Genomic DNA, 14,464 nt, shown 5'->3' on the forward strand with positions numbered 1-14,464 from the left:
GGGCTCCGCCCCAGGCCCCGCGCCTCAGGCGCTGGCGAGGCTGATGGACGGGGGCTCCGCCCCAGGCCCCGCGCCTCAGGCGCTGGCGAGGCTGAAAGACCGGGGCTCCGCCCCAGGCCCCGCGCCTCGAACGCCGGCGGGGCTGAAAGACCGGGGCTCCGCCCCAGGTCCTGCGCCTCACGCGCCGGCGCGTCTGGGGTTGGTCGCTGCTCGGCTGGGAGATTCAGCCTCGCCGGCGTTTGAGGCGCGGGCGCGGAGCGCCGTAGGGGGTTCGGGGCGGAGCCCCGACACGGCCCCCGACCCGCACCGCCAAGCGCAGCGGACTGGCAGGGTGGGGGAGTGGATCAGCTTGCTCTGCTGTTCGTGCTCCTGCTCGGGGCCGTGGTCACGGTGCCGCTGGGGGACCGGCTCAAACTGCCCGCGCCCGTCCTGATGACCATCGGCGGGGTGATCCTCGCACTGGTGCCGGCCGTGCCGAACGTCGAGATCCCGCCCGAGTTCATCCTGCCGCTGGTGCTGCCGCCGCTGCTGTACGCCTCCGTGCAGCGCACGTCCTGGCGTCAGTTCGCCGCCAACGTCCGGCCCATCCTGCTGCTGGCCGTGGCCCTGGTGTTCGTCACCACCGCTGCCGTCGCCGCCGTCGCCAACGCCGTCGTGCCCGGGCTGCCGATCGCCGCCGCCCTCGCCCTCGGCGCGCTCGTCGCCCCGCCCGACCCGGTGGCCGCCACCGCCGTCGCCGGATCGCTCGGGCTGCCCCGCCGCATGGTGTCGATCCTGGAGGGCGAAGGGCTCTTCAACGACGTGACGGCGATCGTGCTGTACCACGTGGCCGTCGCCGCCGTCGTGAGCGGCAGCTTCTCCTGGCCCGACGCGCTCGGGGAGTTCGTGCTCTCCGCCGTGGTGGCCGTGGCCGTCGGGCTCGTGCTCGGCTGGATCGCCCACCGGCTCATGGGGCGGCTCGGCGACGCCACCCTGCAGATCGGGCTGACGCTGCTGGTGCCGTTCGTCGCGTACGTGGTGGCCGAGGAACTCCAGGGGTCGGGGGTGCTGGCCGTGCTGACGACGGCCCTGTTCCTCGCCGAGTACGCGAGTGACGCCGACGACGTGCTGGGGCGCCTCGCCGGGCACACCTTCTGGGAGGTCGTCGACATGCTGGTCACCGGTGTGGCCTTCGGGCTGATCGGGCTGGAGCTGCACAACGTGTTCGGCACGGCCGAGGACCGGGTGTGGGAGATGGCCGGGTGGGCGGCGATCGTGGTCGCGGTCGTGGTCGGCGTACGGCTGGTGTGGCTGCTGCCGGCCGGCTGGCTCGCGAAGAAGCTGCACCAGCGGCGCGACTACGACGAGGAGATCCCGCTGAGCTGGCGGGAGAGCGTGGTGATGTGGTGGGCCGGGATGCGCGGGGTGGCATCGGTGGCCCTGGCGCTGGCCGTTCCGCTGCGGACGGACGCCGGTGAGCCGTTTCCCGGGCGGGACCAGATCATCTTCATCGCGTTCGCGGTGATCATGACGACCCTGGTGTGCCAGGGGCTGACCCTGCCGTGGCTGGTCCGGCGGCTGGGGGTGGAGGCGGACACGGACGCCGAGCGCGACGCGGAGCGGCTGCTGGCGATCCGCGCGGCCAAGGCCGCGAAGCGTCGGCTGAGGGAGATCGAGGAGGTGGAGGATCTCCCGGAGGACCTGGTCGAGCAGCTGTACCGGCGGGCGTACGACGTGGGGGCCAGGATCAGCCCCGACATGGTCGACGAGGAACGGCGCGAGGCGTACGCGAAGCGCGTGGAGCGGCTCCACCACGTCCAGCGGATCCAGCGGGAGATGATGTCGGCCGCCCGCCACGAGGTCCTGGCCGCCCGCAGCGAACCCGGCTCCGACCCGGAGATCGTGGACCGGGTGCTGCGGCACCTGGACGTACGGAGCCTGCGGACCCCGTAGGGGGTGTCTACGCGGGCCGGACCTCGGCCGGCCGGGTCACGAGGCGTTCCAGTCCGCGCAGGAAGCGGACGTACGGGGACCAGCGGGCCGGGCGGGCGATCGTGCCCGTGCACGCCAGCTCGGCGCGGTCCAGGCTGTCCTCCAGGACCGCGTCGTGCATCGCGCGGACGGCCAGCGGCCAGGTGATGCGGCTGATGCCGCCGAGGTTCATCGCGATGGTGTGGCGCAGCACGGTGCGCCCGGCGTCGAGGGGCAGCGCGGTGTACTCGTGGAAGCCGTGGAAGCCCCGGGGTCCGGTGAAGGTGAACCGCACCCAGGTCCCCGGCACGTAGGCGGCCACCGTGTAGCGCACCGGTCCGTGTCCGCCCGCCGCTCCGACCCCGAGGGGGCGGTCGAGCTCCATGTCCTCCCACAGGCGGCCGGGCCACAGCCGGTCGTCCTCCCCGCCGGACAGCGTGTCGATCAGCGCGCCGACCTCGCTCTCCTTCGCCGCGATCACGCGCTCGTGCACGTTGTAGACGCCCATGGCCGGTCCTCCCCATCGCCTTATTAGAGAGAGCTCTCTAATAATCTGGAGAGTACTCTCTGATTCATGGCGAGACCACCCCGCTTCGACACCGACCAGATGCTCGACGCCGCCGTCCGGCTGGCCGCCTCCGCCGGGCCGGGCGGCGTGACCATGTCCGCCGTCGCCCAGGCGATCGGCGCGCCCAGCGGCTCCATGTACCACCGCTTCGCCGGGCGCAGCGCCCTGCTCGCCGAGGTGTGGCTGCGCAGCGTCGAGCGGTTCCAGGAGGGCTACTTCGCCAGCCTGCACAGCGACTCCGACCCGCGCCGGGCGGCGCGCGCGGCCGCCCGGCACGTCGTGGGGTGGAGCCGCGCCCATCCCGAGGAGGCCACCCTGCTGCTCTACGGGCCGTGGGAGTTCGGCCGCGCCGACTGGTCCGAGGAACACACCGGGCGGGCCGATTCCGGCAACCAGCGGGTGTACTCCGCCATCGGCGCCCTCGCCGCCGCGCTCGGCGCGACCGGGCCCCAGGACCGGGACCGCGTCACCCTGGCCCTGATCGACCTCCCGCTCTCGGTCGTCCGCCGCCACCTGCGTGCCGGCGGCCCGCTGCCGCCGCACGCCGAGGACCTCGCCGAGGAGTGCGCGGCCGCCCTCCTGCCCGCCGTCCCCTAGGGGGCCTCGGCGGCCGGGGCCGTGGCGATGCGGGGGAGGGCGTACGGGTGCTCGGCCACCAGCCAGGTGATCAGGCGTTCGCGGACCGCGCAGCGCAGCGTCCAGAGGTCGTCGGCGTCCTTCGCCGTGACCACCGCGCGGACCTGGACCGTGTGCGGTGTGGTGTCCGTCACGGCCAGCCCGCCGCCGCGGCCGTCCCACTCCGGGATCTCCGCCAGGATCAGCTGGAGCCGCTCCCGCATCAGGCCGATCGGCGCGCTGTGGTCCAGGTGCCAGAAGACCGTGCCGGTCATCTGTGCTCCGCCGCGCGACCAGTTCTCGTACGGCTTGCTCGTGAAATAGGACACAGGCATCGTGATGCGCCGCTCGTCCCAGGTGCGGACCGTCAGGAAGGTCAGGGTGATCTCCTCGACCCGGCCCCACTCCTCGTCGACCACCACCGTGTCGCCGATGCGGACGGTGTCGCCGAAGGCGATCTGGAGGCCGGCGAAGAGGTTGCTCAGCGAGGCCTGGGCGGCGATGCCCGCCACGATGCCGAGGACGCCCGCGGAGGCCAGCAGCGAGGCGCCGAGCGTCCGCATCGGGGGGAAGGTCAGCAGCATCGCCGCCACGGCGACCACGACCACCACCGCCGTGACCACCCGCTGGATCAGGGTGACCTGGGTGCGGACCCGGCGCACCCGGGCCTCGTCCTCGGTCGCCGCCGCGTAGCGCGCGTACGTCGAGTCGACCACGGCCGTCGCGATGCGTACCGCGAGCCAGGCCGCGGAGGCGATCAGGACCAGGGTGAGGAACCGGCCGACGCCGAAGGCGTGGTCGGGCAGGATTCCGGCCCGCCGGTAGGAGCCTCGGAGCAGCGAGGTGCAGAGGACGACCTGGAAGGGCAGCCGGCAGTGGCGCAGCAGGCCCCACAAGGGGGTCTCGGTGTGCCGGGCGTCGGCCCGGCGCAGCAGCAGGTCCAGCAGCCAGCCCGCGATCAGGGTGGCGACCAGTGCGCCGCCGATGACCGTGACGGGGCGCAGGACGTTCTCCATCTCCATGGGTACGAACGTAGCGGGAAGCGGTCCGCGGGCCCCTCCTCAGCGGCGGCTGGCACGATGGAGGCATGAACATCATGCTTTTCCATTCGACGTACGGGCTGCGGCCCGCGGTGCACGCGGCGGCCGACCGGCTGCGCGCGGCCGGGCACCAGGTCCAGGTGCCGGATCTCTTCGAGGGACGCACCTTCGGGACCGTCGAGGAGGGCATGGCCCACCGGGACGAGATCGGCCGTGACGAACTGCTGAAGCGCGCGGTGCTGGCCTCCGCCCCCTACTCGGACCAGGGACTGGTCTACGCGGGCTTCTCCTTCGGCGGTTCGGTCGCCCAGCACCTGGCCATGGCGGACGAGAAGGCGCGCGGGCTGCTGCTCCTGCACGGGACGGCGGACCTGGAGGACGGCGCCTCGGTGGACGAGCTGCCCGTGCAGCTGCACATCGCGGACCCGGATCCGTTCGAGCCGCACGACTGGCTGACGGCCTGGTACCTGCGGATGCAGCGCGCGGGGGCCGACGTGGAGGTCCACAGCTACCCGGGTGCCGGGCACCTGTTCACCGACCCGGAGCTGGACGACTACGACGCCGAGGCCGCCGAGCAGTTGTGGAAGGTCGCCGTCGGCTTCCTCGACGGCCTGTAGGCAGTCGAGGCATGGAAGCGGAGGGGCCCGGCCCGGCGGATGCCGGACCGGGCCCCTCGTCGCGTGGAGGTCAGCCCGCGCGGTACGCGGTCCAGCTGCTCGACATGCGAGCGACCTGGCCGGCGGTGAACTGGTACATGCAGGAGTCGTACGTGTAGTCCATGAAGTTGCGGATCGGGTCCACGCCCGGCTTGCTCGCGCAGCTGTCGCGCCCGGTCGGGCACTCGTACGCGGCGCTCTTCTCGGCCGGGGTGTCGGAGACGTAGTCGCCGTTGCCGCTGCAGCCGCCCTGGAAGGTGTGGTAGAGCCCCAGCCAGTGACCGACCTCGTGGGTGGCGGTGTCACCCTCGTTGTAGTTGGCCGACGAGCCGCCCGGCAGCGAGCTGTCGAGCACGACCACGCCGTCCATCTTGGGGCTGGAGGCGTACGACGTCGGGAAGGTCGCCCAGCCGAGCAGGCCGCCGGAGAGGTTGGCGGTGTAGAAGTTGAGCGCGCCCGGGCCGCCCTTGCGCAGGGTGTTCTTCATGTCCTTCTCGGCCTGGGAGCCGGAAGCCAGGTTGTACCAGGTGGCGTTGTCCGTGTAGTCGGTGGCCGCCAGGGTGAACTGGAAGTTCGTGTTGACGTTGCCGGTGCCCTGGCCGCCGTAGGCCGCGTTGAGGACCGCGAGCTGCTTGCTGACGTCGGTGGCCGTGAGCTTCCCGGTGGTGCCGGAGTGCACGACGTGGAAGTACACGGGGATGTTCACGACGGCCTCGGCGGCCGCCAGGCTGCGCTGCGGCTGGTTCTTGAGGGCCTTGTCCAGCTTCGACGTGAGGTCGGCGTCCATGGCCTTCGCCTGCGCGTCGCTGATCGCGTTGGGCTCGTCCGCGTGCTCGTCGTGGGCGCGGGCGACGCGCGCGTTCGCGGCACCGGAGGCGGCGGGCTGGTCGGCGCAGACCTCGGCGGGGGACTTGGAGGCCGCAAGCGTGGTGGGGGCCGCGAGCGGGGTGAAGGCCAGGGTTCCGGCCAGAACCGCCGTGCCCATCAGGCGGCGGCGGAGAAGGGGGGATATGCGGGCAACTGCGCGCACGTGTGCTCCTCGCGTGGGGGGTTGTGGGGGGTGGTGGCCTGAAGGATCTTCTTCAGCTGGCGCGAAGCTTATGTGTGCATGACATATTCAGGTCAAGTGGCTTACGTAAAAGATTTGTTGCTTCTGATGCACATGGGGCGCCTGGTATGTCCCAGGCGCCCCATGTGGCAGGAAAATCGACGGACGGTCAGCGGACGGGCTGGTACACCCGATCCACCTTCTGGGTCCCGTTCAGCGTCCGGTACGACCGGCTCCAGGCGGAGGTCGCACCCGGCTGCCGCTTGTCGGACACCACGTAGTAGTCCATCTGCGAGCGCTCCGCCGTCACGTCCAGCACGCCGTAGCCGTGCGCGTCCATGTCGAGCCACTTCACGTGCCAGTTGGCGGCCTTGATGGCCGACTCGGCGACCAGCGAGAGGGTGTCCGGCAGGACGTGCAGCATGTCGTCGAGGTTGTCGGAGGTCACCGACGTGACCACGAACTCGGTCGCCGCCGTGCCCGAGCCCGGGTACGTGGCCATGTTCATCGGGACCTCGTTCGCCCAGGCCATGTGGATGTCACCGGTCAGGAACACGGTGTTCTTGACGCCCCGGTCCTTCAGGTGGCCCAGCAGCTCCTTGCGGTCGTCCGTGTACCCGTCCCACTGGTCCACGTTGATCGCGAGGCCGCCCTCGGGCAGTCCGAGCAGCTTGGTCAGCGGCTTCAGCAGGTGCGCGGGCAGCGAGGCGAAGGCCACCGGCGAGATCATCACCGAGGTGCCCACCAGCTTCCAGGTCGCCTCCGAGCCCGCGAGGCCCGACTTGAGCCAGTCCAGCTGGGCGCGCCCGGTGATGGTGCGCTCCGGGTCGTCCACCGAGCCGCTGCCGACCTTGGTCTGCTGCGAGCGGAAGGAGCGCAGGTCCAGCAGGTGCAGGTCGGCGAGGGTACCGAAGCGCAGCCGGCGGTAGACGGTGCCCGCGATGGAGGCGCGTACGGGCATCCACTCGAAGTACGCCTGCTTGGCGGCGGCCGCGCGGGCCGCCCACTCGCCCTCGGCGCCCGGCGTGTGGTTCTCGGCGCCGCCGGCCCAGCTGTCGTTGGCGAACTCGTGGTCGTCCCAGATGGCGATGACCGGGTGGGCGTGGTGCAGGGCCTGGAGGTCGGCGTCCGTCTTGTACTTGCCGTGCCGCGTACGGTAGTCGGCGAGCGAGACGATCTCGTGCTTCGGCTCGTGCGGGCGTACGACGTACTTCGCCTCCGGGTAGCCCCCGGACTGGTACTCGTAGATGTAGTCACCCAGGTGCAGGATCGCGTGCAGATCCGTGCGGGCCGCCAGGTGGCGGTAGGCGGAGAAGTAGCCGGACTCCCAGTTGGCGCAGGAGACCACGCCGAAGCGGACCCCCTCGGTCGTCGCCTCGTGGGCCGGGGTGGTCAGGGTGCGCCCGACGGGGGAGACGACGCCGCCGGCGGTGAACCGGTACCAGTAGGGCGTCTGCGGCTGCAGCCCGCGTACGTCGACCTTGACCGTGTGGTCGGCGGCGGCGCTCACGGTGACGGTGCCGGAGCCGACGACGCGGGAGAAGGCCTTGTCGGACGCCACTTCCCAGCCCACCTGGGTGGCCGGGCCGAGCCCCGAGCCGGGTACGGCCTCGGGGGTCGGGGTGACGCGGGTCCACAGAAGGACCCCGTCGGGCAGCGGGTCGCCCGAGGCGACGCCGTGGAGGAAGGCGGGCGCGGTGCCCGCCGCGTGGGCGGCCGAGGCGCCCAGGGAGGTGAGGGGGGCCAGTGCGGCCGTGGCCGCAGCGGCCAGAACGACCGTACGGCGGCGGGGAGTTGCCGCTGACTGGGAAGGGGTGAGTTGACTGGTCACGGATGATCATATTACCGACGGGTACACCCCCCGGGCCAGGTGCGGGAATGCAAAGGGCGGGCGAACTCTGGGAGTTCGCCCGCCCTTCGAAGCGGTCGGTCCGGACGGTGATTTCCGGATTGCCCCGGGATCAGCCCTGCAGGGCCTTGTCGATCGCCGCTGTGAACAGCTCCGCAGTCTGCGGGGTCTCGATCTTCTTGCCGTCCATCTTCAGGGTCGGCGTGCCCTTCACCCCGGACTTGTCGAAGGACTTCGACATCTCCAGCGCCCACCGGTCGTACGTACCGTCCTCGACGGCCTTCTTGAACTCGGCGTTGCCCTTGAGCGCCGGGACCGTGTCCGCGACCTTCAGCAGGTAGTCGTCCTTGGCGAAGCTGTCGACGCTCTCCTCGGGGTGCAGGTCCTTGGAGTACAGCGCGGCCTTGTAGTCGAGGAAGGCCTGCGGGCTGACGTTCAGCGCCGCGCCCAGGGCGCTCAGCGCGTTCTTCGAACCCTCGCCCTTGACGGCGTTGTCGATGAAGGTGGCGCCGATGTACTGGAGCTTGTACTTGCCCGCGTCCACGTCCTTCTTGACCTGCTCGCCGGCGGCCTGCTCGAAGGCGGCACAGGCCGGGCAGCGCGAGTCCTCGTACAGCTCCAGGGTCTTCTTCGCTTCGGGCTTGCCGATGACGACCGTGGTGCCGTCCGCGCCCTCGGTGTTCTTCGGCTTGACCAGCTCGGCGGTGGCGGCCTTCTCCCAGTGGGTGGGCTGGTTGGCCTGCATGACCCCGTAGCCGATGCCGCCGATCACGGCGAGCGCGAGCACGACCCCGCCCGCCACGATCACCTGGCGGCGGATCTTGTCCTTCTTGGCCTGGGCCTCGCGCTCGGCGCGCAGACGCTCGCGGGCCGCTGCCTTGTTCGCCTGGCTGTTGCGTGAACTCATCATGATCTCCGTGGGGTGTGACGTGTGGAAGGGACTGCCGTACGTGCGTCAGGCGCGGGCGAGCGCGCCGAGCACGGGGGGTCCCCGCCGTCCCACGGAGTGTGCCGGGAAGCGGGTGGTGGCCCCGGCGGCCGAGCGGACCGACCGAGGCAGCGCCCGCGCAGGCCGGCAGGCTGCCGCGACCGAGGACACGGCCAGCAGCAGCGGCCGGAACGCGAAGGCGGCCACAGCCCGCAGCAGCCGGCCCAGGGCCCGCTCGCCGTGGCGCAGCCAGGCGGCGGCCAGCAGTCCGACCGAGACATGGGCGCCGAGCAGCAGCCAGGGTGTGTACGGCCCCGGCGAGGACAGCAGCGCGGCCGCGCCGGCCGGTCCGGTCACCTCGGTCAGCGGCCCGCCCACCGGCGTGCCACCGCACAGGGCGTCCAGGCCCATGGCGCGCAGCGGGCCCGCGACGGGGCCGCCGGCCGGGCCGTAGCACAGGTGCTGGCCGGTGGTGAAGACGGTGTCGGCGGCCAGCTCCAGCGGTACGAGCAGCCCGGCGATGGGGCCGAAGCCCCGTTCGCGGCCCGCGAGCGCATAGGCGATCGCGAACACACCCGCGAAGGCCCCGGCCACCAGCGTGGGCGGCAACGGGGCCTGGGACATCAGGACGTGCGAGCCCGAGGAGAGCAGTACGACGAGCGCGCTGAACAGCGCGGCCCGCAGCCCCCTGAGTCCCGTCCCGGAAATGTCCATCCTCGCGAGTGTGCCATGCGTTCCTGTGGAACAGGCGTTCAGGGAGTGAGACGCCCGTTACGGAAAAGGTCCACGAAGATCTGGTGGTCGGCGCGCGCCCGGGCCCCGTACGCGTGGGCGAAGTCCACGAGCAGATCCGAGAAGCCCTCCTCGTCGGCCGCGATCGCCGCGTCGATGGCCCGCTCGGTGGAGAAGGGCACCAGGGACTGCCCGCTCTCGGCCTCGTCGGCCGACGCGTGCATGGTCGCGGTCGCCCGGCCGAGATCGGCGACGACGGCCGCGATCTCCTCCGGGTCGTCCAGGTCCGACCAGTCCAGGTCCACCGCGTACGGGGAGACCTCCGCCACCAGCTGACCCGCGCCGTCCAGCTCGGTCCAGCCCAGCCACGGGTCGGCGTGCGCCTGCAGGGCCCGCTGGGAGATCACCGTGCGGTGCCCCTCGTGCAGGAAGTACTCCCGCACCGCCCGGTCCGTGATGTGCCGGGAGACCGCCGGGGTCTGCGCCTGCTTGAGGTAGATCACGACGTCGTTCTCCAGGGCGTCGCTGTGCCCCTCCAGCAGGATGTTGTAGGACGGCAGGCCCGCCGAGCCGATGCCGACGCCCCGGCGCCCCACCACGTCCTTGACCCGGTAGGAGTCGGGGCGCACGAGGGACTCGTCGGGAAGCGTCTCCAGGTACCCGTCGAAGGCGGCCAGCACCTTGTAGCGGGTCGCGGCGTCCAGCTCGATGGAACCGCCGCCGGAGGTGAAGCGGCGCTCGTAGTCCCGTATCTCCGTCATCGAGTCCAGCAGGGAGAAACGCGTCCGGGAGCGGGCCGAGCGCAGCGCGTCCAGCAGAGGGCCCTCGGCGGTGTCCAGGGTGAAGGAGGGCACCTCGTCATTCTTCGCACCCGTGGCCAGCCGGTGGATCCGCTCCCGGTAGGCGCCCGCGTAGATCCGCACCAGCTCGCTTATCTGGTCGTCGCTGAGCGCCTTGGTGTAGCCGATCAGGGCGACGGAGGCGGCGAACCGCTTCAGGTCCCAGGTGAAAGGGCCGATATAGGCCTCGTCGAAATCGTTGACGTTGAAGATCAGCCGGCCGTTGGAGTCCATGTACGTGCCGAAGTTCTCGGCGTGCAGGTCTCCGTGGATCCACACCCGGCCCGTCCGCTCGTCCAGGTAAGGGCCGCCGTGCCGGTCCCGCTCCAGGTCGGAGTAGAAGAGGCAGGCGGTACCCCGGTAGAAGGCGAAGGCCGAAGCCGCCATCTTGCGGAATTTGACCTGGAAGGCAGCGGGGTCGGCGGCGAGCAGCTCACCGAACGCGGTGTCGAACACGTCGAGGATCTGCTCGGCGCGCTGCTCGTCGGTCGTCTCGGGGACCGCCATGGCGGGTTCCTCCTGGTGCACGGGCTGTTTCAGGTTCCGACCGACTGGACGCCGGATCGGCCCTCCTGGTTCTGCAACGCCCGACCGTACCGGTCAGTGCCCGTGATCTGTCACCCGGCCGACGTAGGATTCGAAGCTGCCCCCTCACGCCCCGCCCCCGGAGGACCCGCGCCGTGACAAAGCCGCCGTTCACGCACCTGCACGTCCACACCCAGTACTCGCTGCTGGACGGTGCCGCACGGCTGAAGGACATGTTCAACGCGTGCAACGAGATGGGCATGACGCACATCGCCATGTCCGACCACGGCAACCTGCACGGGGCGTACGACTTCTTCCACACCGCGCAGAAGGCCGGCATCACGCCGATCATCGGCATCGAGGCGTACGTCGCCCCCGAGTCCCGGCGCAACAAGCGGCGCATCCAGTGGGGCCAGCCGCACCAGAAGCGCGACGACGTCTCCGGTTCCGGCGGTTACACCCACAAGACGATCTGGGCGTCGAACGCCACCGGTCTGCACAACATCTTCCGGCTGTCCTCCGACGCGTACGCCGAGGGCTGGCTCACGAAGTGGCCGCGGATGGACAAGGAGACCATCTCCAAGTGGTCCGAGGGCCTGATCGCCTCCACCGGCTGCCCGTCCGGCGAGGTGCAGACCAGGCTGCGGCTCGGCCAGTTCGACGAGGCCGTGCAGGCCGCCTCCGACTACAAGGACATCTTCGGCGAGGGGCGCTACTTCCTGGAGCTGATGGACCACGGCATCGAGATCGAGCGCCGGGTCCGCGACGGGCTGCTGGAGATCGGCAAGAAGCTCGGCATCCCGCCGCTGGTGACGAACGACTCCCACTACACCTACGCCAGCGAGGCGACGGCCCACGACGCCCTGCTCTGCATCCAGACCGGCAAGAACCTCTCGGACCCGGACCGCTTCCGCTTCGACGGCACCGGCTACTACCTGAAGTCGACCGACGAGATGTACGCGATCGACTCCTCGGACGCCTGGCAGGAGGGCTGCGCCAACACCCGGCTGGTCGCCGACCAGATCGACACCGAGGGCATGTTCAAGTTCCGGAACCTGATGCCGAAGTTCGACATCCCGGAAGGCCACACCGAGGTCAGCTGGTTCCGCGAGGAGACCATGCGCGGCATGCACCGCCGCTACCCCGGAGGCATTCCGGAGGACCGGATGCAGCAGGCCGAGTACGAGATGGACACGATCATCTCGATGGGCTTCCCCGGCTACTTCCTCGTGGTCGCCGACTTCATCATGTGGGCCAAGAACCAGGGCATCGCGGTGGGCCCGGGCCGAGGCTCCGCGGCCGGTTCGATCGTCGCGTACGCCATGGGCATCACCGACCTCGACCCGCTCACGCACGGCCTGATCTTCGAGCGCTTCCTGAACCCCGAGCGCGTCTCCATGCCCGACGTCGACATCGACTTCGACGAGCGCCGGCGCGTCGAGGTGATCAGGTACGTGACCGAGAAGTACGGCGCCGACAAGGTCGCCATGATCGGCACCTACGGCACCATCAAGGCCAAGAACGCGATCAAGGACTCCGCGCGCGTCCTGGGCTACCCGTACGCCATGGGCGACCGCCTCACCAAGGCCATGCCCGCCGACGTCCTCGGCAAGGGCATCCCGCTCTCCGGCATCCTCGACCCGACGCACCCCCGCTACGGCGAGGCCGGCGAGATCCGCGGGATGTACGAGAACGAGCCGGACGTGAAGAAGGTCATCGACACCGCCCGCGGTGTGGAGGGCCTGGTCCGCCAGATGGGCGTGCACGCCGCCGGCGTGATCATGTCCAGCGAGACCATCACCGACCACGTACCCGTCTGGGTGCGGCACACCGACGGCGTCACCATCACCCAGTGGGACTACCCGAGCTGCGAGTCGCTCGGCCTGCTGAAGATGGACTTCCTCGGCCTGCGCAACCTCACGATCATGGACGACGCCGTCAAGATGGTGAAGGCCAACAAGGGGATCGACATCGATCTCCTGGGCCTCCCGCTCGACGACCCCAAGACCTTCGAACTGCTCGGCCGCGGTGACACCCTCGGCGTCTTCCAGTTCGACGGCGGGCCCATGCGCTCCCTGCTGCGCCTGATGAAGCCCGACAACTTCGAGGACATCTCCGCCGTCTCGGCCCTGTACCGGCCGGGCCCGATGGGCATGAACTCGCACACGAACTACGCCCTGCGCAAGAACAAGCAGCAGGAGATCACCCCGATCCACCCGGAGCTGGAGGGGCCGCTCGAAGAGGTGCTCGCGGTCACCTACGGCCTGATCGTCTACCAGGAGCAGGTCCAGAAGGCCGCCCAGATCATCGCCGGGTACTCGCTCGGCGAGGCCGACATCCTGCGCCGCGTGATGGGCAAGAAGAAGCCCGAGGAGCTGGCGAAGAACTTCGTCATCTTCGAGGAGGGCGCCAGGGGCAAGGGCTTCAGCGACCAGGCGATCAAGGCCCTGTGGGACGTCCTGGTCCCCTTCGCCGGCTACGCCTTCAACAAGGCCCACTCGGCCGCGTACGGCCTGGTCTCCTACTGGACCGCCTACCTCAAGGCGAACTTCCCGGCCGAATACATGGCGGGCCTGCTCACCTCGGTCAAGGACGACAAGGACAAGTCCGCGATCTACCTGAACGAGTGCCGCCGGATGGGCATCAAGGTCCTGCCGCCGAACGTGAACGAGTCCGAGCCGAACTTCGCGGCCCAGGGCGACGACGTGATCCTCTTCGGCCTCACCGCGGTGCGCAACGTCGGCACGAACGTCGTCGAGTCGATCATCAGGACGAGGAAGGCCAAGGGGAAGTTCTCCTCCTTCCCCGACTTCCTGGACAAGGTCGAGGCCGTCGTCTGCAACAAGCGCACCGTCGAGTCGCTGATCAAGGCCGGCGCCTACGACGAGATGGGCCACACCCGCAAGGGCCTGGTCGCACACCACGAGTCGATGATCGACAACGTGGTCGCGGTCAAGCGCAAGGAGGCCGAGGGACAGTTCGACCTGTTCGGCGGGATGGGTGACGAGAACGCGAGCGACGAGCCCGGCTTCGGCCTCGACGTGGAGTTCTCCGACGTCGAGTGGGAGAAGTCCTACCTGCTCGCCCAGGAGCGCGAGATGCTCGGCCTCTACGTCTCCGACCACCCGCTCTTCGGCCTGGAGCACGTGCTCTCCGACAAGACGGACGCCGGCATCTCCCAGCTGACCGGCGGCGAGCACTCCGACGGCGCCGTCGTCACCATCGGCGGCATCATCTCGGGCCTCCAGCGCAAGATGACCAAGCAGGGCAACGCCTGGGCCATCGCCACCGTCGAGGACCTGGCCGGGTCCATCGAATGCATGTTCTTCCCGGCGACCTACCAGCTCGTCTCCACCCAGCTGGTCGAGGACACCGTCGTCTTCGTCAAGGGCCGCCTCGACAAGCGCGAGGACGTCCCCCGCCTGGTCGCCATGGAGATGATGGTCCCCGACCTCTCCTCGGCCGGCACCAACGCCCCGGTGGTCCTGACCATCCCCACCGTCAAGGTCACGCCGCCGATGGTGACCCGTCTGGGCGAGATCCTGCGCCACCACAAGGGCAACACCGAGGTGCGGATCAAGCTCCAGGGGCCGCGGACCACCACCGTGCTCCGCCTCGACAAGCACCGCGTCCAGCCCGACCCCGCGCTCTTCGGCGACCTCAAGGTGCTGCTCGGACCGTCCTGCCTGGCCGGATAGAGACCCCGGCGGAACG

The 14,464-nt window shown here is 70.3% G+C and carries 11 protein-coding genes; 4 read left to right on the plus strand and 7 right to left on the minus strand.

Features of this window, described 5'->3' with window-relative positions; genetic code table 11:
* Positions 1-339: 339 nt before the first annotated feature.
* On the plus strand, positions 340-1,932 hold the full coding sequence (locus KO717_RS26390; RefSeq protein WP_301371696.1) for a Na+/H+ antiporter: 1,593 nt from the start codon (positions 340-342) through the stop codon (positions 1,930-1,932).
* Positions 1,933-1,939: 7 nt separating this feature from the next.
* Here KO717_RS26390 and KO717_RS26395 read toward each other — a convergent pair whose 3' ends face one another.
* Entirely contained in the window at positions 1,940-2,458 is a 519-nt protein-coding gene (locus tag KO717_RS26395; protein ID WP_301371697.1) for an SRPBCC family protein, read from the minus strand.
* A gap of 66 nt (positions 2,459-2,524) precedes the next feature.
* Here KO717_RS26395 and KO717_RS26400 point away from each other — a divergent pair, with 66 nt between their 5' ends.
* Positions 2,525-3,115 carry a TetR/AcrR family transcriptional regulator gene (locus tag KO717_RS26400; RefSeq protein ID WP_301371698.1) on the plus strand — a complete coding sequence of 197 codons (591 nt, stop codon included), beginning with the start codon at positions 2,525-2,527 and terminating at the stop codon, positions 3,113-3,115.
* On the opposite strand, the gene KO717_RS26405 is transcribed toward KO717_RS26400, so the two are convergent.
* On the minus strand, positions 3,112-4,149 hold the full coding sequence (locus KO717_RS26405) for a mechanosensitive ion channel family protein (protein WP_301374762.1): 1,038 nt from the start codon (positions 4,147-4,149) through the stop codon (positions 3,112-3,114). The two genes, KO717_RS26400 and KO717_RS26405, sit on opposite strands and share 4 nt — an antisense overlap.
* A 71-nt stretch (positions 4,150-4,220) precedes the next feature.
* Between KO717_RS26405 and KO717_RS26410 the strand changes: the two genes are divergently transcribed.
* Positions 4,221-4,790, plus strand: a complete 570-nt coding sequence (locus tag KO717_RS26410) for a dienelactone hydrolase family protein (protein WP_030773332.1) — start codon at positions 4,221-4,223, stop codon at positions 4,788-4,790.
* Between the two features lie 70 nt (positions 4,791-4,860).
* On the opposite strand, the gene KO717_RS26415 is transcribed toward KO717_RS26410, so the two are convergent.
* From KO717_RS26415 to KO717_RS26435, 5 genes are all read right to left on the minus strand, one after another.
* Positions 4,861-5,814, minus strand: coding sequence for a zinc metalloprotease (locus KO717_RS26415; RefSeq protein WP_301374764.1), 954 nt, complete (start codon positions 5,812-5,814; stop codon positions 4,861-4,863).
* A gap of 232 nt (positions 5,815-6,046) precedes the next feature.
* Positions 6,047-7,708, minus strand: a complete 1,662-nt coding sequence (locus KO717_RS26420) for an alkaline phosphatase D family protein (RefSeq protein WP_301371699.1) — start codon at positions 7,706-7,708, stop codon at positions 6,047-6,049.
* Positions 7,709-7,838: 130 nt separating this feature from the next.
* Positions 7,839-8,633 (minus strand): DsbA family protein, encoded by a 795-nt coding sequence (locus KO717_RS26425; protein ID WP_301371700.1) that lies wholly within the window; start codon positions 8,631-8,633, stop codon positions 7,839-7,841.
* Between the two features lie 48 nt (positions 8,634-8,681).
* Positions 8,682-9,368 carry a hypothetical protein gene (locus tag KO717_RS26430; protein WP_301371701.1) on the minus strand — a complete coding sequence of 229 codons (687 nt, stop codon included), beginning with the start codon at positions 9,366-9,368 and terminating at the stop codon, positions 8,682-8,684.
* A gap of 38 nt (positions 9,369-9,406) precedes the next feature.
* Positions 9,407-10,732: a DUF2252 domain-containing protein gene (locus tag KO717_RS26435; RefSeq protein WP_301371702.1), complete on the minus strand. Its 1,326-nt coding sequence runs from the start codon at positions 10,730-10,732 to the stop codon at positions 9,407-9,409.
* 173 nt (positions 10,733-10,905) lie between these two features.
* On the opposite strand from KO717_RS26435, the gene dnaE reads away from it, so the two are divergent.
* Positions 10,906-14,448 (plus strand): DNA polymerase III subunit alpha, encoded by a 3,543-nt coding sequence (dnaE, locus tag KO717_RS26440; RefSeq protein WP_301371703.1) that lies wholly within the window; start codon positions 10,906-10,908, stop codon positions 14,446-14,448.
* Positions 14,449-14,464 lie beyond the last annotated feature (16 nt).

The sequence above is a fragment of the Streptomyces xanthophaeus genome (genome assembly GCF_030440515.1).
Taxonomy (GTDB): domain Bacteria; phylum Actinomycetota; class Actinomycetes; order Streptomycetales; family Streptomycetaceae; genus Streptomyces; species Streptomyces kutzneri.

What these genes read in the sequence shown, in the direction of transcription:
- KO717_RS26415 (WP_301374764.1), bottom strand. Translation starts at nt 5,814, where the DNA reads ATGGGCACGGCGGTTCTGGCCGGAACCCTGGCCTTCACCCCGCTCGCG.
- KO717_RS26435 (WP_301371702.1), bottom strand. Translation starts at nt 10,732, where the DNA reads ATGGCGGTCCCCGAGACGACCGACGAGCAGCGCGCCGAGCAGATCCTC.
- KO717_RS26425 (WP_301371700.1), bottom strand. Translation starts at nt 8,633, where the DNA reads ATGAGTTCACGCAACAGCCAGGCGAACAAGGCAGCGGCCCGCGAGCGT.
- KO717_RS26410 (WP_030773332.1), top strand. Translation starts at nt 4,221, where the DNA reads ATGAACATCATGCTTTTCCATTCGACGTACGGGCTGCGGCCCGCGGTG.
- KO717_RS26405 (WP_301374762.1), bottom strand. Translation starts at nt 4,149, where the DNA reads ATGGAGAACGTCCTGCGCCCCGTCACGGTCATCGGCGGCGCACTGGTC.
- KO717_RS26395 (WP_301371697.1), bottom strand. Translation starts at nt 2,458, where the DNA reads ATGGGCGTCTACAACGTGCACGAGCGCGTGATCGCGGCGAAGGAGAGC.
- KO717_RS26430 (WP_301371701.1), bottom strand. Translation starts at nt 9,368, where the DNA reads ATGGACATTTCCGGGACGGGACTCAGGGGGCTGCGGGCCGCGCTGTTC.
- KO717_RS26400 (WP_301371698.1), top strand. Translation starts at nt 2,525, where the DNA reads ATGGCGAGACCACCCCGCTTCGACACCGACCAGATGCTCGACGCCGCC.